This window comes from Streptomyces sp. NPDC093089 (assembly GCF_044754405.1).
GTDB lineage: Bacteria > Actinomycetota > Actinomycetes > Streptomycetales > Streptomycetaceae > Streptomyces.
In genome coordinates this window covers 242147-262598 of the sequence record NZ_JBIVPA010000013.1, presented here as the reverse complement: position 1 = coordinate 262598, position 20452 = coordinate 242147, and the positions used below count along the sequence as shown (strand labels likewise).

The window sequence follows — 20452 nt, the reverse complement described above, 5'->3', positions numbered from 1 at the left end:
CATGACGGCGAGGACGTCCTCCCCATCTGTCATGGAACCTGAGAGGTTCACCGAGAGCATCTCGTCACCGAGAGATCGGCTTGCACCTTGGGTGGGGACACGGCACGGTGTCCCGCTTTTCAGATCTGCCTCATCCGCGCGGTACGGGGCCTGAGAGATTCAAGGGAGGGTCTTGCTCCTTCGGCGTCCGGACGCCCTGGGGCGGCCCGGAACTCTCCCGCGCGGATTCGAGCGGCCGGTATGCGATTGTGTGGCGACTGTGCGCGCCTGGCGGGCACATCATTGCACGCGGTGTCGGCGGGGCAAATCGCTTGTGTCTCATTACCGTTTCTTTACACTTTGTGGGCAAGGGTCTCCTCAGGTCTCCTGAGACCCGACAGGGGGAGAACGATGAGGATCGAGCACACCGGCGCGTACGCGACCGGCACCGGCATACCGGCCCAGCGGGCCCGCGCCAGGACGCGCCGCCGCGGCCGGCTCCTGCGCGACCTCCGCGAGCGCGGCGGCCGCGGCCCCAGGGCCCTCGTCTTCGCCGCCGGCGACCTCGTCGTCGTCTCCGGCCTGCCCGGCAGCGGCAAGTCCACCCTCATGAAGCGCGCCGCCGAGGGCCACGGCATCGACTCCCAGGACACCCGCGAGCGCTGGGAGGCCCGCATGCCCCGCCTCCTGCCGTACGCCGTCTACCGCCCCCTCGTCCGCCTCGCGCACTACGCCGGGCTCCGCCGCGTCCTGCGCTCCGGCGCGAGCGCGATCGTCCACGACTGCGGCACCCAGTCCTGGGTGCGCGGCTGGCTCGCCCGCGCGGCCCGCCGCCGGGGCGGCGCCCTGCACCTCGTCCTCCTCGACGTGACCCCGGACACCGCGCGCGCCGGGCAGGACGCCCGGGGCCGCGGCGTCTCCGCCTACGCCTTCGCCCGCCACCGGCGGGCCGTCGGCCGGCTGCTGCGGGCCGCCGAGGCCGGCCGCCTCCCGCCCGGCTGCGCCTCCGTCACCCTCCTCGACCGCGCCGCCGCCGACACCCTCCGCCGCATCTCCTTCCGCGACGCCGTCTGACCGCTGCGGGGGCCCGTACCCTCCCTTTTGGCCACGGCGGTGCCGGGGCGGCGTTAGGGTGCTGCCGGGCGGCCGGTACGGCAGGCCGTGCGAGAAGGGGAAACGCGACCGTGGACGTGACGTGGCCGGGCAACGAGCTCGAAGAGGTCCTTGCCGCCTCACTCGGCAACCCCGCGGCGGGAGGCCGGCTCGTCGAGGTGCTGGGCCGCAGCCAGGTCTGGGTGCCCCTGCCGAACGGCGGCGGACCCGACAGCCCCGACCTCGACCTCCCCACCATGGAGATCGACGGCGCGGCCTACGTCCCCGTCTTCAGCTCCGAGCAGCAGTTCCTCGCCTGTGTCGGTGACCACATGTCGTTCGCCGTCGCCCCCGCCCGCGACTTCGCCCGCGGCCTGCCCCCGCAGCTCGGCATCGCCCTGAACCCGGGCGGCGCCGCCGGGGTCCCGCTGCCCCCGCCCGCCGTCGCCGAACTCTGCCGCACCGGCCGCACCCCGCTCGACGGCCCCGCCACCGGCGGCCGCGTCCGGCTCTTCGAGCCCGACTGGCAGGACGACCCCGTCGACTTCCTCGCCGCGGCCTCCGCCGAGTTCGAGGCCACCGGCGTCGTCACCAGCGCCCGCCGCGCGCTCGCCAGCGTCGAGGGCACCGAACCCGCCCTCTTCATCGGCGTCCAGCTCGCCCACTGGGAGGGTGCCGACCGCAACGCGCCCCTGGACGCCCTCGGCCGCGCGCTCGGCCGGGTCGAGGTCGCCTGGCCGGTCAACCTCATCCTGCTCGACATGGCGCAGGACCCGGTCGGCGACTGGATGCTGGAGCGGGTGCGCCCGTTCTACCAGCGCGCCGCCGTGTGAGCGGCCCCCTGTTTAAGCTGAACTGACCGGTGAGCCGAGCCGACCAGGCAGCGGCACGGAAGCCGCGCGGAAGCCGCGCGGACATGGTGGACGGAATGAGGGGCGGGGACCCATGGTGAGCGCGTCAGGCACCGCTGCGGCCGGCGAGGTCGAGCGCATGCTGCGCGAGGTGGCACCCGGACGCTACGACGCGTACGAGCAGTTGCTGCACGCCCTCGCCGACGGCGAACTCTGGATGCTGCTCTGGCACGGTTCGCCCGGCTCCTCCGACGCCCAGTACGGGAACATGGAGGTCGACGGCTTCGGCTACGCGCCCTGCGTCACCTCCCCCCAGGAACTCGCCGCCTCCGGCTGGAACCGCGCCCACGAGCTCGTCACCGGCCGCGACATCGCCCGCGCCCTCTACCCCGACCGCTGGGGCGTCTGGCTGAATCCGCACGCCCCCGGCGGCGGCGTCGGCATCCCCTGGGCCGACCTGCGCCGGATCGCGACCGGCCTCGACCGGATGCCCGCCGGACCGCTCCGCGTCTCCGAGCCGGCCCTGGAGATCCCGCAGTTCTACGCCCTGCTCACGCAGAACGCGCACCGCACCCCGGCCGTCCGGGCGCTGCGCCGCGGCTGGGTGCAGCCTGCGCTCGGCTCCCCGTACCTCGTCATCGGCCTCGACCTGTACGACACCTCCGCGGCGGCCGTCGACACGGTCCGCTCGATGATGCGCCAGTCGATCGGCTCCGTACCGGACGGGCTGCCCGTCTCGACGGTCGCCCTCTCCGACGCGTACGACCCGGTGGCGCTCTGGCTGCGGGCGAACGCGCGCCCGTTCTACGACCGCGAGGCGCACGCGGGCCGCGGTTCCGCCCCCGTTCCGGGGTACGGATACCCGCCGCAGGCGCCGTCCGGATACTGAGACACCTCGCTTCTCCCGTACGCCCCGGAGGCCCCGCAAGGCCTCTTCGGGGCCTTTCTTTCGCCCCAATTGAGGTGCCCAAAGGCCTCGTTGGGCGACATGCCCGATTGTGGTGAAGAGGACCCGAGATGGTCCGCTCACGTGATCACGACGTCCGGATAACGGAAGTCGCAGCACCGCATCACGTTTGAGCAAACATTCCTCGTCAGGGCTGGCGGGTGATCGCAAGCGCATTGAAGACTCCCCGGAACACCGGGTGTTCGGCTCCTTTCGAGCAGATGCCCAGCAGGTTGTTCCACCGAGCCGCTACCCGCGGCGGGCAAGGGCCGGCTACCGGCGGCCGAGAGGGGTCCTCACCACGATGACGGCACCACTGCACGAGACGAGTGCGGGCGAGGCGACCGCCACCGTCGACGGCGCGCCCGACGCACCCGGCACCCCGGACGGAACCGGCGCGGCCGCCAAGGCGATCGAGGGCCGCTCGCCCTGGAAGATCGCCTGGACCCGCCTCAAGCGCGACAAGCTCGCCCTCGCCGGCGCCGTCGTCGTCGGCTTCCTGGTCCTGGTCGCGATCTTCGCCCCGGTCATCGTCGGCCTCCTCGGCCACCCGCCGGACGAGTTCCACGAGGACCAGATCGACCCGCTCTTCGGCACCCCGATCGGCTCCTGGGGCGGCGTCAGCTCCGAGTTCCTCTTCGGGGTCGAGCCCGTCAACGGCCGCGACGTCTTCAGCCGCATCGTCTACGGCGCCCGGATCTCGCTGCTCGTCGCCTTCCTGGCGGCGGTCTTCGCGGTCGCCCTCGGCACGGTGCTCGGCATCATCGCCGGCTACTTCGGCGGCTGGATCGACGCGGCCCTCAGCCGGGTCATGGACGTCATGCTCGCCTTCCCGCAGCTGCTCTTCACGATCGCCCTGGTCTCGGTGCTGCCGAACAAGCTCCTCGGACTCGACGGATCGGGCGTCCGCATCGCCGCCCTGGTGCTCGTGATCGGCTTCTTCGGCTGGCCGTACGTGGGCCGCATCGTCCGCGGCCAGACCCTCTCGCTACGCAACCGCGAGTACGTCGAGGCCGCCCAGAGCCTGGGCGCCGGCCGCTTCTACATCCTGCGCCGCGAGCTGCTGCCCAACTTGATCGCACCGATCACGGTGTACGCGACCCTCATGATTCCCACCAACATCCTCACCGAAGCGGCGCTCAGCTTCCTCGGCGCGGGTGTGAAGCCTCCCACCGCGTCCTGGGGGCAGATGCTGTCGACGGCCATCACCACCTACGAAGCGGACCCCCTCTTCATGGTGATCCCCGGCCTCGCGATCTTCATCACCGTCCTGGCGTTCAACCTCTTCGGCGACGGCGTGCGTGACGCGCTCGACCCGAAGGGCTCCCGCTGACCGTTCGCCGACGACACGCAAGACCCGCCCCTGCCGCTGGCGACAGGAGGCCCATCCCCACTCGGCGGACCGCCGTAACGGCCGCCACTATCCCGGAGGTTGTTGGACCCATGCTGAAGAGCTCCCAGCGCAGAATCGCCGCGGGCGCGCTGCTTGCCGCGGCCACGATGGTTGCCGCCACGGCTTGTGGTGGCGGTGCCAAGTCCGGTGACGGCGGCAACGGCAAGGCGAGCGCGGCCGGCTTCAACGCCGCCGTGAACAAGGTCGCCAGCCCCTCCACCAAGAAGGGCGGCGAGCTGAAGTTCATCGGCTCGCAGGAGGCCGACTCGTGGGACCCGCAGCGCGGTTACTACGGCTTCGTGTGGGACTTCCAGCGCTACTACACGCGCCAGCTCGTCACCTTCAAGGCCGAGCCGGGCTCCGCCTCCACCGAGCTCGTCCCGGACCTCGCCACCGACGCCGGCAAGATCTCGGCGGACGGCCTCACCTACACCTTCACGCTGAAGGACGGGGTGGCCTGGGAGGACGGCAAGCCGATCACCTCCAAGGACATCAAGTACGGCATCGAGCGCATCTGGGCCCAGGACGTCATCTCCGGCGGCCCGATCTACCTCCAGCAGGTCCTCGACCCCAAGGGCGAGTACAAGGGCCCCTACAAGGACACCTCCGCGGACAAGCTCGGCCTGAAGGCCATCGAGACCCCGGACGACAAGACCATCATCTTCAAGCTGCCGGTCGCCAACGGCGACTTCCTGCAGATGCTGGCCATGCCCGCCGCCTCCCCGGTCCGCCAGGACAAGGACACCAAGGCCAAGTACGGCCTGAACGTCTTCTCCTCCGGCCCGTACAAGTGGCAGTCGTACACGCCGAACAAGTCCATGAAGCTGGTCCGCAACGACAAGTGGGACCAGAAGACGGACACCGTCCGCAAGGCGCTCCCCGACACCATCAGCGTCACGTTCACCACGAACGCCGACGACATGGACAACCGCCTGATCGAGGGCGAGTACGACCTCGACATCAACGCGACCGGTGTCGGCGCCTCCGCCCGCCAGAAGGTGCTCCAGCAGCACAAGGAGAACGCGGACAACCCGCAGACGGGCTTCATCCGCTACGCGGTCTTCCCGCAGACGGTCATCCCCAACATCGAGTGCCGCAAGGCGATCATCTACGCCGCCGACTCGAAGTCCCTCCAGACCGCCCGCGGTGGCCCGCAGGCCGGTGGCGACATCGCCACCAACATGCTCCCGCCGGGGCTGAAGGGTGCCGACGCGAAGGCCGACCCGTACGGCAAGCTCGGCGGCGCGCCGGACCTGGCCAAGGCCAAGGAAGCGCTCGCGAAGTGCGGCAAGCCGAACGGCTTCAAGACCACGATCGCGGTCCGCAACAACAAGAAGATCGAGATCGCGACCGCCGAGTCCCTCCAGCAGTCGCTGAAGGCCGTCGGCATCGAGGCCGAGATCGACCAGTTCGACGGCGCCCAGACCTCCGGCATCATCGGTTCGCCGAAGGTCGTCAAGGACAAGGGCTACGGCATCATCATCATGGGCTGGGGCGCCGACTTCCCGACCGGTCAGGGCTTCCTCCAGCCGCTGGTCGACGGCCGCTTCATCCTGCAGAGCGGTAACAACAACTTCTCCGAGCTGAACGACAAGGCCATCAACGGCCTGTTCGACCAGGCGCTGAAGGAGACCGACCCCGACAAGGCCGGCGAGCTCTACAAGCAGATCAACACGAAGGTGTCGGAGGCCGCGGTCTACCTGCCCTTCACCCACGAGAAGAACATCATCTGGCGCAGCTCCCGGCTGACCAACGTCTACACGGCGGACGCCTACAACGGCCGCTACGACTACGCGTCGCTCGGCGTCGTCAAGTAATCCGACCCGCTCCACCGGCGCACCACCCGCCGCCAGGTCCGAAGGGCAGGTGATGGCCGTGGGCGGCCGCCGGGGAACCCGATCGGGTTCCCCGGCCGCCGACCGGCCGACCGCATGCTTGCATACATAATCCGACGGCTCTTCGCAGTCGTCGTGATGCTGCTCGTCGTCACGCTCGTGACGCTCAGCATCTTCTTCCTCATCCCCAAGATGACCGGCAGCGACCCTGCCGCGATGTTCGTCGGCAAGCAGGCGGATCCGGCTTCCATCGAGGCCGTCCGGCAGAAGCTGGGCCTGGACGAGCCGATCCTGGTGCAGTTCTGGCACTTCGTCTCCGGCATCTTCGTCGGCCGGGACTACACCGGCGGCGGCGACACGATCCACTGCGCCGCGCCGTGCTTCGGCTACTCGTTCCGCACCGAGCAGGACGTCTCGACGATGCTCGTCGACGCGTTCCCGGTCACCCTCTCCATGGTCATCGGCGCCGCCGTGCTGTGGCTGGTGCTCGGCGTCTCCACGGGTGTGGTCTCCGCGCTCAAGCGGGGCACGATCGTCGACCGCGCGGCGATGATCACCGCGCTGGCCGGCGTCTCGCTCCCCATCTTCTTCACCGCCATGCTGGCGATGCTCGTCTTCCGCACCCAGCTGGGCTGGCTCAACGCCAGCTACGTGCCGATCACCGAGTCCTTCGGCGGCTGGTTCGGCGGCCTGCTCCTGCCGTGGGTCACCCTCGCCTTCCTGTACGCGGCGATGTACGCGCGGCTCACCCGCGCCACCATGCTGGAGGTCCTCGGCGAGGACTACATCCGCACCGCCCGGGCCAAGGGCCTGCCGGAGGCCGTCGTGCTCGGCAAGCACGCCATGCGCTCCACCATGACCCCGATCCTGACCATCTTCGGCATGGACCTCGGCGCCCTCGTCGGCGGCGCGATCCTGACGGAGACCGCGTTCAGCCTGCACGGCCTCGGCGGCCTCGCCATCAAGGGCGTGAGCGAGCGCGACCTGCCGCTGATCCTGGCCGTCACCCTCATCACCGCCGCGTGCGTCGTCATCGCGAACCTCGTGGTGGACCTGCTGTACGCGGTGATCGACCCCCGAGTGAGGCTCGCATGACGGACAAGCTGACGAAGACGGGCGCGGCGGTGGGCGAACCCGTCGCCACCGGCTCCGCCCCCTCCGACGCGTTCCTCGACGTCCGCGACCTGAAGATCCACTTCCCGACCGACGACGGTCTGGTCAAGTCGGTCGACGGCCTCAGCTTCCAGCTGGAGAAGGGCAAGACCCTCGGCATCGTGGGCGAGTCCGGCTCCGGCAAGTCGGTCACCTCGCTCGGCATCATGGGCCTCCACACGGTCGGCCAGTACGGCCGCCAGAAGGCGCGGATCTCCGGCGAGATCTGGCTGAACGGCCGCGAGCTGCTCTCCGCGGACCCGGACGAGGTCCGCCGGATGCGCGGCCGCGAGATGGCGATGATCTTCCAGGACCCGCTGTCCGCGATGCACCCGTACTACACGGTCGGTCACCAGATCGTGGAGGCTTACCGGGTCCACCACCCCGTCGACAAGAAGACGGCCCGCCGTCGGGCCGTCGAACTCCTCGACCGGGTCGGCATCCCCGAGCCCGACAAGCGGTTCGACAACTACCCGCACGAGTTCTCGGGCGGCATGCGCCAGCGCGCGATGATCGCCATGGCGCTCGTCAACAACCCCGAACTGCTCATCGCCGACGAGCCGACCACCGCGCTCGACGTCACCGTGCAGGCCCAGATCCTCGACCTGATGCGGGACCTCCAGAAGGAGTTCGGCTCGGCGGTCGTCATCATCACCCACGACCTCGGCGTCGTCGCCGAGCTCGCCGACGACATCCTCGTCATGTACGGCGGGCGCTGCGTCGAACGGGGCCCGGCCGAGTCCGTCTTCTACGAGCCGCAGCACCCCTACACCTGGGGCCTGCTCGGCTCGATGCCGAGGATCGACCGCGACCAGACCGACCGGCTCATCCCGGTCAAGGGCAACCCGCCCAGCCTCATCAACATCCCGAGCGGCTGCGCCTTCAACCCCCGCTGCCCGTACGCGGACGTCCCCAAGGGCGGCATCACCCGCACCCAGCGGCCCGAACTGGCCCTGGCCGGAGAGCGCCACTACTCGGCCTGCCACATGCCGCAGGAGGAGCGCACCCGCATCTGGACCGAAGAGATTGCGCCGAAACTGTGAGCGACAACATGGAACCCCTGCTCAGGGTCAGCGGCCTGAAGAAGCACTTCCCCATCAGGAAGGGGCTTCTCCAGCGCCAGACCGGCGCGGTCAAGGCGGTCGACGGGATCGACTTCGAGGTCTACCCCGGTGAGACCCTCGGCGTCGTCGGCGAGTCCGGCTGCGGCAAGTCCACGATGGGCCGGCTCATCACCCGGCTCCTCGAACCCACCGACGGCACCGTCGAGTTCCAGGGCACGGACATCTCCCACCTCGGCGTCGCGGGCATGCGGCCGTTCCGCCGGGACATCCAGATGATCTTCCAGGACCCGTACGGCTCGCTGAACCCGCGCCACACGGTCGGCACGATCGTCTCCGCGCCGTTCAAGCTCCAGGGCGTCGTGCCCGAGGGCGGCGTGAAGAAGGAGGTCCAGCGCCTCCTCGGCCTGGTCGGCCTCAACCCCGAGCACTACAACCGCTACCCGCACGAGTTCTCCGGCGGCCAGCGCCAGCGCATCGGCATCGCCCGCGCGCTCGCCCTCAAGCCGAAGCTCGTCGTCGCGGACGAGCCCGTCTCCGCCCTGGACGTCTCCATCCAGGCGCAGGTGGTCAACCTCCTGGACGACCTCCAGCAGGAGCTCGGCCTCACGTACGTGATCATCGCGCACGACCTCTCGGTCATCCGCCACGTCTCGGACCGCATCGCCGTCATGTACCTCGGCAAGGTCGTCGAGCTCGCGGACCGCAAGTCGCTGTACGAGAACCCGATGCACCCGTACACCCGCGCCCTGATGTCGGCGGTCCCCATCCCGGACCCCCGCCGCCGCGGCGGCAAGAACGAGCGCATCCTCCTCACCGGCGACGTCCCGTCCCCGATCGCCCCGCCCCCGGGCTGCCGCTTCCACACCCGCTGCTGGAAGGCCACCGACCTCTGCCGGACCCAGGAGCCGCCGCTCATCGAGCTCCGCCCCGGCCAGCGCGTCGCGTGCCACCACCCGGAGAACGCGGAGTCCCTGACCGTTCCCGCCGCGCGCGAGTCGGTCGAGGTGGTGATCACCCCGAAGCCGGAGCCGTCGGAGCCGGTGGTGGCCGAGGACGAGGCTGCTGAGGGCGAGGCCGCTGAGGCCTCCTCGAAGCCCGCCTCCGAGGACGCTTCTGAGCCCGCCTCCGAGCCCGCTTCCGAGTCCGTCTCCGAGGGCGACGCGCCGAAGGCGTGACCCCCCGAGGGCCCCGAGGCCCCCGGCGCCCCACGGTGCCGGGGGCCTCTGCCGTGCCCGCGACCACCCGCCCGGTGACGGGCGTCGGCGGCCCCGTGGTGGGGCGGGCGCGTGGGGCCAGGGGGACAACCGGGACAATGGGCGCGTGCTCCACGATCTGTTCAGCCCCGATGTCCAGCACGCCCTGGACCTCGTCGGCATCTTCGTCTTCGCCATCTCCGGCGCCCTCCTCGCCGTCCGCAAGAACTTCGACGTCTTCGGCATCGCCGTCCTCGCCGAGGTCACCGCGCTCGGCGGCGGCCTCTTCCGCGACCTGGTCATCGGCGCGGTGCCGCCCGCCGCGTTCACGGACCTCGGGTACTTCCTGATGCCGCTGGTCGCGGCCGTCCTGGTCTTCTTCCTGCACCCGGAGGTCGAGCGGACGCAGACGGCGGTGAACGTCTTCGACGCGGCGGGCCTGGGGCTGTTCTGCGTGACGGGGACGACGAAGGCGTACGACTACGGGCTCGGGCTGACGTCCTCCGCCGCGCTGGGCCTGGCGACCGCCGTCGGCGGCGGTGTGCTGCGCGACGTGCTGGCGAACGAGGTGCCCTCGCTGCTCCGCTGGGACCGCGACCTGTACGCCGTGCCGGCGATCGTGGGGGCGACGATGGTGGTGCTGTGCATCCGCTTCGACATGCTGAACGCCTTCACCAGCGGCACCGCCGTCCTCACGGCCTTCGTGCTCCGCCTGCTGGCGATGCGGTACCACTGGCGGGCGCCGCGCGCCTGGAACCGCCGTTCGTCCGCACGGGAGGAGCCGGAAAAAGCTACCGCTCAGTAATTACCTGCGGTACCGTCGAAACCATGAGCACGAGCACCGAGACGAACCACCGGGCGAGCGCCGTCGCCACCAGCGAGTTCGACCGCGACACCGCCGTCACCCTCCGGGAGCCCGGCGTCTACGACGCGGACCTCTCCGCCGGCTGGACGATCATCCACGCCGTCAACGGCGGCTACCTCCTCGCCCTGCTCGGCCGCGCCCTCGGCGACCACCTCCCGCACCCCGACCCGTTCACGATCTCGGCGCACTACCTCACGCCGTCCGTGCCCGGCCCCGCGGTGATCCGCGCCGAGACGGTCCGCACCGGCCGGTCGCTCTCCACGGGCCAGGCGTCCCTCTTCCAGTACGCCGAGGACGGCACCGAGGTCGAGCGGATCCGCGTCCTCGCCTCCTACGGCGACCTCGACGCCCTCACGGACGACGTCCGCACCAGCGCGGCGCCCCCGGCGATGGCCGCGATCGAGAACTGCTTCAGCGCCGCCGACAACCCGGCTCCGCGGATCCCCGGCTCGTCCGCCATCGCCGACCGCCTCGACCTCCGCCTCGACCCGGCCTGCGTCGGCTGGGCGGTCGGCGCCCCGTCCGGCAAGGGCGAGATGCGCGCGTGGTTCGGCCTCGCCGACGGCCGCGAGCCCGACGCGCTGTCCCTGCTCCTCACCGTCGACGCCCTGCCGCCGACCTCCTTCGAGCTGGGCCTCAAGGGCTGGACCCCGACCGTCGAGCTCACCACCCACGTCCGCTGCCGCCCGGCCCCCGGCCCGCTGCGCGTCTCCATCACCACCCGCAACCTCGCCGGCGGCTTCCTCGAAGAGGACGCCGAGGTCTGGGACAGCGCCGACCGACTCGTCGCCCAGTCCCGCCAGCTGGCCCGCGCCCCGCGCGACTGAACCCGGGAGACGGCGCACTCCGGGCGCCCGTGCCGTGGCGGGTGCCCTGTGCGGCCGTGCCTGGTGGGTGCCCGTGCAGGCCCGCGCTGCGGCGGGTGCCCTGCGCGGCCCGTTCCGTGGTGGGCACCTCGTACGGCCCGTGCCGTGGCGGGTGCCCTGTGCGGCCTGCGCCGTGGTGGGCGCCCCGTGTGGCCGCGCCTGGTGGGCGCCCCGTACTGCCGTGCCGTGGTGGGCTCGTAGAATCGACCCACCATGGCTTACCTCGACCACGCCGCGACCACGCCCATGCTGCCCGAGGCGATCGAGGCGATGACCGCCCAGCTCGCCGTCACGGGCAACGCCTCCTCCCTGCACGCCCCCGGCCGACGGGCCAGGCGGACCGTCGAGGAGGGGCGCGAGACGCTCGCCGCCGCGCTCGGCGCGCGGCCGAGCGAGGTGGTGTTCACCTCCGGCGGCACGGAGGCCGACAACCTCGCCGTGAAGGGCCTGTACTGGGCCCGCCGGGACGCCGACCCCCGCCGCACCCGCGTGCTCGCCAGCCCGGTGGAGCACCATGCCGTGCTCGACGCCGTCGACTGGCTCGCCGCGCACGAGGGCGCCGACGTGGAGTACCTGCCGGTGGACCGGTACGGCCGGGTGCGCCCCGAGGCGCTCCGCGAGGCGATCGCCCGCGATCCGGGGTCCGTCGCCCTGGCCACCGTGATGTGGGCCAACAACGAGATCGGCACCGTCATGCCGGTCCGCGAACTCGCCGACGCGGCGGCCGAGTTCGGCGTACCGCTGCACGCCGACGCCGTCCAGGCCGTCGGTCAGGTGCCGGTCGACTTCGCCGCCTCCGGCCTCGCCGCGATGACCGTCTCGGGCCACAAGATCGGCGGCCCCTACGGGATCGGCGCGCTGCTCCTGGGCCGCGAGCACACCCCCGTACCCGTGCTGCACGGCGGCGGCCAGGAGCGGCACGTCCGCTCGGGCACCCTCGACGTGCCCGCGGTCGCCGCGTTCGCCGTGGCGGCCGAGCTCGCGACCGAGCGGCGCGAGGAGTTCGCCCGGGAGGTCGGCGCCCTGCGGGACGAGCTCGTCGCCGCCGTCCGCGCGGTCGTCCCCGACGCGATCCTCGGCGGCGACCCCGTCGAACGGCTCCCCGCCAACGCCCACTTCACCTTCCCGGGCTGCGAGGGCGACTCCCTGCTCCTGCTGCTCGACGCGGCCGGCATCGCCTGCTCCACCGGCTCCGCCTGCACCGCCGGCATCGCCCAGCCCAGCCACGTCCTCCTCGCCACCGGCACCGACCCGGACCTCGCCCGCGGCACCCTGCGCTTCTCCCTCGGCCACACCTCCACCAAGGAGGACGTGGCCGCGGTCGCCGACGCCATCGGCCCGGCCGTGGAACGCGCCCGAACCGCCGGCCTCAGCTGACCACCACAACCCCCGCCGTCGGCCCGAACCGAGGCGCTGCCGGCCTCAACTGACCGCCACCGTCACCGCCGGCCCGAACCGAGGGCCGCACCCGGTCTGCGCCGCCGGGTCGCGCGCCGCCGGGTCGCGTGTCGGCGAGCGCCGTCCCCGCCGCCCGGCGGCACGCCCTCACGCGGTCTTCTTCGACGCCTCGCGCACGAGCTTCAGGTAGCGGTCCCAGTCCCAGTGCGGGCCCGGGTCGGTGTGGTCGCTGCCCTCGACCTCCACGTGCCCGATGATGTGCTCCCGGTCGACGGGTATCCCGTGGCGGGCGCATATGTCGGCCGTGAGCCGCGCCGACCCCGCGTACATCGCCGCGGTGAAGTCCCGCGGCCGGTCGACGAAGCCCTCGTGCTCGATGCCGATGCTGCGCTCGTTCATGTCGCGGTTGCCGGCGTGGAAGGCGACGTCGAGCTCCCGGATCATCTGCGCCACGTGACCGTCCTTGCGGACCACGTAGTGGGCGGCGGCCCCGTGCCCCGGGTTCTTGAAGACCTTCAGGGCGGTCGCGTAGCTGCCCTGGACGACGTGGATCACGACCCGGTCGATCCGGTAGTCGTCCGGCCGGTCGGCCCGGCGCCAGTTCGCCCGCGCCGCCGCCGTCCACTCGGCGCCCTTGTGGTCGAGCTCGCCTTGGACCCGCTTCTTCTCCGTTCCCGGCAGCCGCCACCAGAACCGCGCGAGCTCGTCCTTGGCCAGCGCGCCGGCGCCGAGCACCGCCACACCGCCGCCGAGCAGCACCGCGCGCCGCCCCACCCGCCTGCCGGACGCGTCCGACCTCTTGCCCTTGCTCCCCATGCCACCGAGAACGCTTACTCCCGCGCCTCCGGTTCCCGGCGCCCCGTACCCTGGTAGGGCTATGACTCAGACTCCGCCCCCGCGCCCCCTCCGCGTCCTCGCCGCCATGTCGGGCGGAGTGGACTCCGCCGTCGCCGCCGCCCGTGCCGCCGAGGCGGGCCACGACGTGACCGGCGTGCACCTCGCCCTCTCCGCGAACCCGCAGTCCTTCCGCACCGGAGCCCGCGGCTGCTGCACGATCGAGGACTCGCGCGACGCGCGCCGGGCGGCCGACGTCATCGGCATCCCGTTCTACGTGTGGGACCTGGCCGAGCGCTTCCGCGAGGACGTCGTCGACGACTTCGTCGCGGAGTACGAGGCCGGCCGCACGCCCAACCCGTGCCTGCGCTGCAACGAGAAGATCAAGTTCGCGGCGCTGCTCGACAAGGCGCTCGCGCTCGGCTTCGACGCGGTCTGCACCGGCCACTACGCCACCGTCGTCCTGAACGAGGACGGCACCCGCGAGCTGCACCGGGCCTCCGACGAGGCCAAGGACCAGTCGTACGTCCTCGGCGTGCTGGACGAGAAGCAGCTCGCGCACGCGATGTTCCCGCTGGGCGACACCCTCACCACCAAGGACGAGATCCGGGAGGAGGCCGAGCGGCGCGGGCTCGCCGTCGCGAAGAAGCCCGACAGCCACGACATCTGCTTCATCGCCGACGGCGACACGCAGGGCTTCCTCGCCTCCCGCCTCGGCAAGGCGGAGGGCGACATCGTCGACGAGGCCGGCAACCGGATCGGCAGCCACGAGGGCGCGTACGGCTTCACCATCGGACAGCGCAAGGGCCTGCGGATCGGCCACCCGGCCGCGGACGGCAAGCCCCGCTACGTCCTCGACATCTCGCCCGTGAACAACACCGTCACGGTCGGCCCCGCCGAGGCCCTCGACGTCACCGCCCTCACCGCGATCAAGCCCCGCTGGTGCGGCACCGCCCCGGACGGCCCCGGCCGCTACACCGCCCAGCTCCGCGCCCACGGCGGCGAGACGCCGGTCGACGCGCTGATGGAGGACGGCGAGCTGAAGGTCTCCTTCGACGAGCCCGTCCGCGGCGTCGCCCCCGGCCAGGCCATCGTCCTCTACGACGGCACCCGTGTGGTCGGCTCCGCCACCATCGCCACGACGGTACGCCGCACCCCGACCCCCGCGTAGCCCGGGCCCGCACCCCGACCCAGGGCCGCACCCCGGCTCCCGGGTGGCCCCGGGGCGCGCCCCGACCCCGTAGCCCCGGCCCGCCCCAGGATCCCGCGTGGCCCCGGGGCGCGCCCCGGCTCCCGCGTGGCCCGCCGGAGCGTTCTACGCCACCCCCGCGGCCTCCCTGTCCTCGGTCAGGAACTCCTCGACGACCGGGGCCAGGACGTGCGGGGCGACCTCATGGGTCTGGCCCGTCAGAGTGCGGTGCCGGGCCCGGGGGAGGGCCGCCGCCAGGGCACGCGCCGCCTGCCGGGTCCCCACCGGGCTGGCACCCCCGTCGACCACGAGCACGCGCGCGTGGACCCGGGCGAGCCACCGCTCCGGCACCCGCCCGTCGCTGTCTCCGTCTCCGTCTCCGACGCCGACACCAAGGCCGACGCCGTCTCCGACGACGACGACGTCGTACGCGAGCATGCGGGCCGCCTCCGCGATGCCCGGCCGCAGTTCCGTCACCCCGGGCGGCGGCCCCGGGGACCCCGCCGAGTGCGCCAGGAACAGGTCGAGCGCCGCCGCCCGCCGCCCCCGGTCGAGCAGGGCGGCCACGCGCCGCCACCGCTCGCGCTCCTCCGCCGCGTACGGAGGCTCGTACAGGGACACCGGACCCGCGGGCACGCCGGCGGCGACCGCGGCGAGGGCCAGTGCGCCTCCCGTGCCCGTCCCGTGCAGGGCGGCCCCCGCCCCCGCCTCCCCGACGACCGCCGCGAGGTCCTCGATCTCCCGCTCCACCGCGTACGGCCGGGTGTCACCGCTCGCGCCGCGGCCCCTCCGGTCGTACGCCACGACCGAGAAGCGCCCGGCCAGGAGCCCGCCGAGGGCCCGCTCGCCCGCGGCCGTGCCCAGGGCGCCGCTCACCAGGACGAGCGGCGGCCCGTCCCCGTACCGCTCGTACGCGATCGGCGTCCCGTCCCGTGACGTGACCCGCCCCCGGATCCTGCCCGGCGTGGTGCTCACCTCGTCCATGGCAGGGCAGACCGAGGACGTCACCGGAACTCATCGCCGCCCGGCGGTATTCGTCGAAGAAAATCAGTAGGCGCTGGTCAGGGCCTACGGTGGAGCGCATGAACATCTGCGTCTTCCTCTCCGCCGCCGACCTCGACGAGCGCTACACGGCCCCCGCCCGCGACTTCGCCCGCCTCCTCGGCAAGGCCGGCCACACCCTCGTCTGGGGCGGCTCGGACACCGGCCTCATGAAGGTCGTGGCGGACGGCGTCCAGGAAGCGGGCGGTCGACTCGTCGGCGTCTCCGTCGACTTCCTCGCCCACAAGGCCCGTCCGGACGCGGACGAGATGGTCGTCTCCGAGGACCTGGCCGCCCGCAAGGCCCTGCTCCTCGCCAAGTCCGACGCCGTCGTGGTCATGGTCGGTGGCACCGGCACCCTCGACGAGGCCACCGAGATCCTGGAGCTGAAGAAGCACGGCAAGCACACCAAGCCCGTCGTCCTCCTCAACACCGCCGGCTTCTACGACGGCCTGAAGACCCAGTTCCACCGCATGGAAGCCGAGGGCTTCCTCCCGCTGCCCCTCACCGACCTGGTCTTCTTCGCGGACGACGGCCCGACCGCCCTCGCCCACCTGGAGGAGAACATCGCCTCCCGCTGATGCGAGCATGGTGCCCATGGCTACTCATGTGATCACCGGAGCCGGTTCCGGCATCGGCGCGGCCGTCGCGCGCCGTCTGCACGCGCGCGGGGACGAGCTCGTGCTGCACGCGCGCGACGCGGGGCGGGCCAAGGAGCTCGCTGCGCAGTTCCCCGGCGCGCGGACGCTGGTGGGGGACCTCGCCGACCCGGACCGGCTGTCCTGGGCGTTCTCGCACCAGACCATGCCCGAGCGGGTCGACAGCCTGCTGCACATCGCGGGCGTGGTCGACCTCGGCCCGATCGGCGAGCTCACCCCGAAGACCTGGCACCACCAGCTCAACGTCAACCTCGTCGCCCCGGCCGAGCTGACCCGCCACCTCCTGCCCCAGCTGCGGGTCTCGCAGGGCCACGTCGTGTTCGTGAACTCCGGTGCCGGGCTGACCGCGCACGGCGAGTGGGGCGCGTACGCGGCCTCCAAGCACGGCCTCAAGGCCCTCGCGGACGCCCTGCGCCACGAGGAGCACGCCAACGGCGTGCGGGTCACCTCCGTCTACCCGGGGCGCACCGCGAGCCCCATGCAGGCGAAGGTGCACCAGCAGGAGGGCAAGGAGTACGACCCGTCGAGGTGGATCGACCCCGAGTCCGTCGCGACGGCTATCCTCACCGCGATCGACCTGCCGCGCGACGCCGAGATCAACGACCTCACCGTCCGCCCGGGACGGTAGACATGGGCGAGACGACAGACCGCGAGACGACGGGCCGCGACACCACGGGCCGCGACACCACGGGCCGCGACACCACGGGCCGCGACACCACGGGCCGCGGGACGACGGGCGGCGGGACGACGGGCGGCGGGACGAAGGACATGAGCGACACGAAGCCCTGGGGTCCGGCCACCGGCGTCGGCTCGCTGCCCGGCGGTGACGCCCGCGAGGCCGCGAAGGCCGCCACCGGATCGTTCGAGGACTTCCCTTTCCTCCCCGAGCTGCCGGCCCGCGGCCCGGGTGCCGACATGATCGGCCGGACCATCGGGATGCTCGTCGACCTCTACGCGCACGTGGAGCCCAGCGGCTGGCGCGTCAGCGACCGGCCCGGCCGCGACACCAAGCGCGCCCGCTCCTGGCTCGGCGAGGACCTGGACGCCCTGGAGGAGTTCACCCAGGGGTACGAGGGCCCGCTCAAGGTGCAGGCCGTGGGGCCGTGGACGCTTGCCGCCGCCCTCGAACTGCGCGGCGGGGAGGCGGCCCTCGGCGACGCGGGCGCCTGCCGCGACCTCGTCGGCTCCCTCGCCGAGGGGCTCCACGGGCACCTCGCCGAGCTGCGCAAGCGCGTCCCGGGGGCCAGGCCCGTCCTCCAGCTCGACGAGCCCTCGCTCACCGCGGTGCTGCGCGGCCGGGTCCGTACGGCCAGCGGCTACCGCACCTACCGGGCCGTCGACCGCCAGGTCGTGGAGAGCGCCCTGCGGGACGTGGTCGCCGTCCACGACGGGCCGGTCGTCGTCCACTCCTGCGCCCCCGACGTCCCCTTCGCCCTGCTGCGGCGGTCCGGCGTCGCCGGCGTCTCGTTCGACTTCGGGCTGCTCACCGAACGTGACGAGGAGCCGATCGGCGAGGCCGTGGAGGCCGGGACGAAGCTGCTCGCCGGTGTGGTGCCGTCCACTGACGGCCCGTTGTCGGACCCGGGCGGTAGCGTCATGGGTGTCAGGACGCTGTGGCGCAGGCTGGGGCTGAATCCGGGGACTCTCGCCGAGTCCGTGGTCGTCACCCCCACGTGCGGGCTCGCGGGCGCTTCGCCCGCCTATGCCCGTGCGGCGCTGGCGCACTGCGCCCGGGCGGCGAAGTCGCTCGCGGACAACCCGGAGTGACCGGGTTCCGAGGTACGGGAGGACGGACGAAGGTGGCAGTCGAACAGGGGGCCCTGCCCGCCGAGGCACGGGAGAAGCACGCCGACCTCGCCGAACAGGTCGAGGAGCACCGCTTCCGGTACTACGTGAAGGACCAGCCGGTCATCAGCGACGGCGAGTTCGACAAGCTCCTGCGCGCGCTCGAGGCGCTGGAGGAGGAGTACCCGGAACTGCGGACCCCGGACTCGCCGACCCAGAAGGTCGCGGGGCAGTACGAGACCGAGTTCACCTCCGTCGAGCACCGGGAGCGCATGCTCTCCCTGGACAACGCCTTCGACGACGAGGAGCTGGCCACCTGGGCCGAGCGGGTCGCGCGGGACGTCGGCACCCCCGACTTCCACTACCTGTGCGAGCTCAAGGTCGACGGCCTCGCGGTCAACCTCACGTACGAGCACGGGCGGTTGACCCGCGCCGCCACCCGCGGCGACGGCCGCACGGGCGAGGACATCACGCCCAACGTGCGGACGATCGCCGACGTCCCGGAGCGGCTGCGCGGCGACCGCGTCCCGGACCTCGTGGAGATCCGCGGCGAGGTCTACTTCCCGATGGAGGGCTTCGAGGGGCTCAACGCCCGTCTGGTGGCGGCCGGCGACAAGCCCTTCGCCAACCCGCGCAACGCGGCGGCCGGCTCCCTCCGCCAGAAGGACCCGAAGGTCACCGCCTCCCGCCCGCTCCACATGGTCGTCCACGGCATCGGCGCCCGCGAGGGCTTCGACATCTCCCGGCTCTCGGAGGCGTACGCGCTGCTGCACGAGTGGGGGCTGCCCACCGCCCGGCACAACCGGGTGGTCGACTCGCTCGACGGGGTGCGCGAGTTCATCGCGTACTTCGGGGAGAACCGTCACTCCGTGGAGCACGAGATCGACGGGGTGGTCGTCAAGCTCGACGAGATCCCGCTCCAGGGCCGGCTCGGCTCCACGGCCCGCGCCCCGCGCTGGGCCATCGCGTGGAAGTACGCGCCGGAGGAGGTCAACACCAGGCTGGTCGACATCAAGGTCGGCGTCGGCCGGACCGGGCGCGTCACGCCGTACGCGCAGGTGGAGCCGGTGACCGTGGCCGGTTCCGAGGTCGAGTTCGCCACCCTCCACAACCAGGAGGTGGTGAAGGCCAAGGGCGTGCTGATCGGTGACACGGTCGTGCTGCGCAAGGCGGGCGACGTCATTCCGGAGATCCTCGGTCCGGTCGCCGACCTGCGGGACGGCACCGAGCGGGAGTTCGTGATGCCGGCCGAGTGCCCGGAGTGCGGGACGCCGCTGAAGGCGATGAAGGAGGGCGACATCGACCTCCGCTGCCCGAACGCCCGGACCTGCCCGGCGCAGCTGCGCGAGCGGGTCTTCTTCCTGGCCGGGCGGCAGTGCCTGGACATCGAGAGCTTCGGCAAGGTGGCCGCGGCGGCGCTCACCCGCCCACTGGAGCCGGCCGAGGCGCCCCTGGTGGACGAGGGCGACCTCTTCGACCTGACCATCGAGCAGCTGCTGCCGATCAAGGCGTACGTCCTCGACCAGGACAGCGGACTGCCCAAGCGGGACCCGAAGACCGGCGAGGAGAAGATCGTCACGGTCTTCGCCAACCAGAAGGGCGAGCCGAAGAAGAACGCCCTGGCGATGCTGGAGAACATCGCGGCGGCGAAGACCCGCCCGCTGGCCCGGTTCATCAACGGGCTCTCCATCCGGCACGTCGGGCCGGTCGCGGCCGAGGCGCTGGCCCGCGAGTTCCGCTCCCTGGAGCGGATCGAGCAGGCGAGCGAGGAGGAGCTGGCGGCCGTGGACGGCGTCGGCGGGATCATCGCGACCGCGGTGAAGCAGTGGTTCGCCGAGGAGTGGCACCGCGAGATCGTGCGCAAGTGGCGGGCCGCCGGAGTCACCCTGGAGGACGAGGGGGCCGGGGAGGACGAGGGGCCGCGTCCGCTGGAAGGCCTCACGGTCGTGGTGACCGGCACCCTGGAGAAGTTCACCAGGGATGGCGCAAAAGAGTCGCTCCAGGGCCTCGGAGCGAAGGTGACCGGTTCCGTTTCGAAGAAGACCCACTTCGTGGTGGTCGGCGAAAACCCTGGTTCGAAGTACGACAAGGCGATGCAGCTGAAGGTTCCGGTTCTGGACGAGGAAGGCTTCTCCGTCCTGCTCGAACAAGGGCCCGAGGCCGCCCGGGAGGCCGCGGTCCCGGTCGCCGAGTAGCCGCCCGCCACCCCGCGGAAGTTCACCCGTTCGGCGCATACCAGATCGTTACGGGTGGCCGGGTCGCATTCGGGCAAGAGAAGGAGAGCGCTGCCCGTCGGAGCCCTCGGCGGCC

At 72.2% G+C, this 20452-nt stretch carries 18 protein-coding genes and 1 riboswitch; of the genes, 16 read left to right on the top strand and 2 right to left on the bottom strand.

Annotated features, from left to right (window positions below):
- Positions 1–129 precede the first annotated feature (129 nt).
- A riboswitch (glycine riboswitch) is annotated at positions 130–230 on the bottom strand.
- A 160-nt stretch (positions 231–390) separates the two neighbouring features.
- The 11 genes from ACIQFX_RS29130 (at position 391) to ACIQFX_RS29080 (ending at position 12613) form a co-directional block, all read left to right on the top strand.
- Positions 391–1053, top strand: coding sequence for an AAA family ATPase (locus ACIQFX_RS29130; RefSeq protein ID WP_402469269.1), 663 nt, complete (start codon positions 391–393; stop codon positions 1051–1053).
- A gap of 110 nt (positions 1054–1163) precedes the next feature.
- Positions 1164–1904 (top strand): enhanced serine sensitivity protein SseB, encoded by a 741-nt coding sequence (locus ACIQFX_RS29125; protein WP_402469266.1) that lies wholly within the window; start codon positions 1164–1166, stop codon positions 1902–1904.
- A gap of 115 nt (positions 1905–2019) precedes the next feature.
- Entirely contained in the window at positions 2020–2811 is a 792-nt protein-coding gene (locus ACIQFX_RS29120) for an enhanced serine sensitivity protein SseB C-terminal domain-containing protein (protein WP_402469363.1), read from the top strand.
- 361 nt (positions 2812–3172) lie between these two features.
- Positions 3173–4201 carry an ABC transporter permease gene (locus ACIQFX_RS29115; RefSeq protein WP_402469264.1) on the top strand — a complete coding sequence of 343 codons (1029 nt, stop codon included), beginning with the start codon at positions 3173–3175 and terminating at the stop codon, positions 4199–4201.
- Positions 4202–4311: 110 nt separating this feature from the next.
- Positions 4312–6078 carry an ABC transporter substrate-binding protein gene (locus ACIQFX_RS29110; protein ID WP_402469261.1) on the top strand — a complete coding sequence of 589 codons (1767 nt, stop codon included), beginning with the start codon at positions 4312–4314 and terminating at the stop codon, positions 6076–6078.
- 114 nt (positions 6079–6192) lie between these two features.
- On the top strand, positions 6193–7191 hold the full coding sequence (locus ACIQFX_RS29105) for an ABC transporter permease (RefSeq protein ID WP_402469259.1): 999 nt from the start codon (positions 6193–6195) through the stop codon (positions 7189–7191).
- Positions 7188–8291 (top strand): ABC transporter ATP-binding protein, encoded by a 1104-nt coding sequence (locus tag ACIQFX_RS29100; RefSeq protein ID WP_402469256.1) that lies wholly within the window; start codon positions 7188–7190, stop codon positions 8289–8291. Before ACIQFX_RS29105 ends, ACIQFX_RS29100 begins: the two co-directional genes overlap by 4 nt.
- 8 nt (positions 8292–8299) lie before the next feature.
- Complete coding sequence (locus ACIQFX_RS29095) at positions 8300–9487, top strand: ABC transporter ATP-binding protein (RefSeq protein WP_402469361.1); 1188 nt, start codon at positions 8300–8302, stop codon at positions 9485–9487.
- Between the two features lie 145 nt (positions 9488–9632).
- Positions 9633–10310 (top strand): trimeric intracellular cation channel family protein, encoded by a 678-nt coding sequence (locus ACIQFX_RS29090; RefSeq protein WP_402469252.1) that lies wholly within the window; start codon positions 9633–9635, stop codon positions 10308–10310.
- A gap of 23 nt (positions 10311–10333) precedes the next feature.
- Complete coding sequence (locus ACIQFX_RS29085; protein WP_402469249.1) at positions 10334–11197, top strand: thioesterase family protein; 864 nt, start codon at positions 10334–10336, stop codon at positions 11195–11197.
- 252 nt (positions 11198–11449) lie between these two features.
- Entirely contained in the window at positions 11450–12613 is a 1164-nt protein-coding gene (locus tag ACIQFX_RS29080; protein WP_402469247.1) for a cysteine desulfurase family protein, read from the top strand.
- 168 nt (positions 12614–12781) lie between these two features.
- Here the strand turns inward: ACIQFX_RS29080 and ACIQFX_RS29075 are convergent, their stop codons facing one another.
- A complete protein-coding gene (locus ACIQFX_RS29075) occupies positions 12782–13450 on the bottom strand; it encodes an N-acetylmuramoyl-L-alanine amidase (RefSeq protein ID WP_402469244.1) in 669 nt (222 codons plus the stop codon).
- Between the two features lie 61 nt (positions 13451–13511).
- Between ACIQFX_RS29075 and mnmA the strand changes: the two genes are divergently transcribed.
- The gene (mnmA, locus tag ACIQFX_RS29070) at positions 13512–14639 is read left to right on the top strand and encodes a tRNA 2-thiouridine(34) synthase MnmA (RefSeq protein ID WP_402469241.1); all 1128 of its coding nucleotides are present in this window, start codon (positions 13512–13514) and stop codon (positions 14637–14639) included.
- 144 nt (positions 14640–14783) lie between these two features.
- Here mnmA and ACIQFX_RS29065 read toward each other — a convergent pair whose 3' ends face one another.
- Positions 14784–15641, bottom strand: a complete 858-nt coding sequence (locus tag ACIQFX_RS29065; protein WP_402469358.1) for an alpha/beta fold hydrolase — start codon at positions 15639–15641, stop codon at positions 14784–14786.
- 98 nt (positions 15642–15739) lie between these two features.
- Here ACIQFX_RS29065 and ACIQFX_RS29060 point away from each other — a divergent pair, with 98 nt between their 5' ends.
- The 4 genes from ACIQFX_RS29060 (at position 15740) to ligA (ending at position 20337) form a co-directional block, all read left to right on the top strand.
- Complete coding sequence (locus ACIQFX_RS29060; protein ID WP_402469238.1) at positions 15740–16279, top strand: TIGR00730 family Rossman fold protein; 540 nt, start codon at positions 15740–15742, stop codon at positions 16277–16279.
- Positions 16280–16286: 7 nt separating this feature from the next.
- Positions 16287–16985, top strand: a complete 699-nt coding sequence (locus ACIQFX_RS29055) for an SDR family oxidoreductase (protein ID WP_402469236.1) — start codon at positions 16287–16289, stop codon at positions 16983–16985.
- Between the two features lie 140 nt (positions 16986–17125).
- A complete protein-coding gene (locus ACIQFX_RS29050; RefSeq protein ID WP_402469356.1) occupies positions 17126–18124 on the top strand; it encodes a methionine synthase in 999 nt (332 codons plus the stop codon).
- A 32-nt stretch (positions 18125–18156) separates the two neighbouring features.
- The gene (ligA, locus tag ACIQFX_RS29045; protein WP_402469233.1) at positions 18157–20337 is read left to right on the top strand and encodes an NAD-dependent DNA ligase LigA; all 2181 of its coding nucleotides are present in this window, start codon (positions 18157–18159) and stop codon (positions 20335–20337) included.
- Positions 20338–20452 lie beyond the last annotated feature (115 nt).

Excerpts from the sequence above, each read along its gene's own strand:
- ACIQFX_RS29130 (WP_402469269.1), top strand. The coding sequence starts at position 391 with ATGAGGATCGAGCACACCGGCGCGTACGCGACCGGCACCGGCATACCG.
- ACIQFX_RS29115 (WP_402469264.1), top strand. The coding sequence starts at position 3,173 with ATGACGGCACCACTGCACGAGACGAGTGCGGGCGAGGCGACCGCCACC.
- ACIQFX_RS29110 (WP_402469261.1), top strand. The coding sequence starts at position 4,312 with ATGCTGAAGAGCTCCCAGCGCAGAATCGCCGCGGGCGCGCTGCTTGCC.
- ACIQFX_RS29105 (WP_402469259.1), top strand. The coding sequence starts at position 6,193 with ATGCTTGCATACATAATCCGACGGCTCTTCGCAGTCGTCGTGATGCTG.
- ACIQFX_RS29100 (WP_402469256.1), top strand. The coding sequence starts at position 7,188 with ATGACGGACAAGCTGACGAAGACGGGCGCGGCGGTGGGCGAACCCGTC.
- ACIQFX_RS29095 (WP_402469361.1), top strand. The coding sequence starts at position 8,300 with ATGGAACCCCTGCTCAGGGTCAGCGGCCTGAAGAAGCACTTCCCCATC.
- ACIQFX_RS29085 (WP_402469249.1), top strand. The coding sequence starts at position 10,334 with ATGAGCACGAGCACCGAGACGAACCACCGGGCGAGCGCCGTCGCCACC.
- ACIQFX_RS29080 (WP_402469247.1), top strand. The coding sequence starts at position 11,450 with ATGGCTTACCTCGACCACGCCGCGACCACGCCCATGCTGCCCGAGGCG.
- ACIQFX_RS29075 (WP_402469244.1), bottom strand. The coding sequence starts at position 13,450 with ATGGGGAGCAAGGGCAAGAGGTCGGACGCGTCCGGCAGGCGGGTGGGG.
- mnmA (WP_402469241.1), top strand. The coding sequence starts at position 13,512 with ATGACTCAGACTCCGCCCCCGCGCCCCCTCCGCGTCCTCGCCGCCATG.
- ACIQFX_RS29065 (WP_402469358.1), bottom strand. The coding sequence starts at position 15,641 with ATGGACGAGGTGAGCACCACGCCGGGCAGGATCCGGGGGCGGGTCACG.
- ACIQFX_RS29060 (WP_402469238.1), top strand. The coding sequence starts at position 15,740 with ATGAACATCTGCGTCTTCCTCTCCGCCGCCGACCTCGACGAGCGCTAC.
- ACIQFX_RS29055 (WP_402469236.1), top strand. The coding sequence starts at position 16,287 with ATGGTGCCCATGGCTACTCATGTGATCACCGGAGCCGGTTCCGGCATC.
- ACIQFX_RS29050 (WP_402469356.1), top strand. The coding sequence starts at position 17,126 with ATGAGCGACACGAAGCCCTGGGGTCCGGCCACCGGCGTCGGCTCGCTG.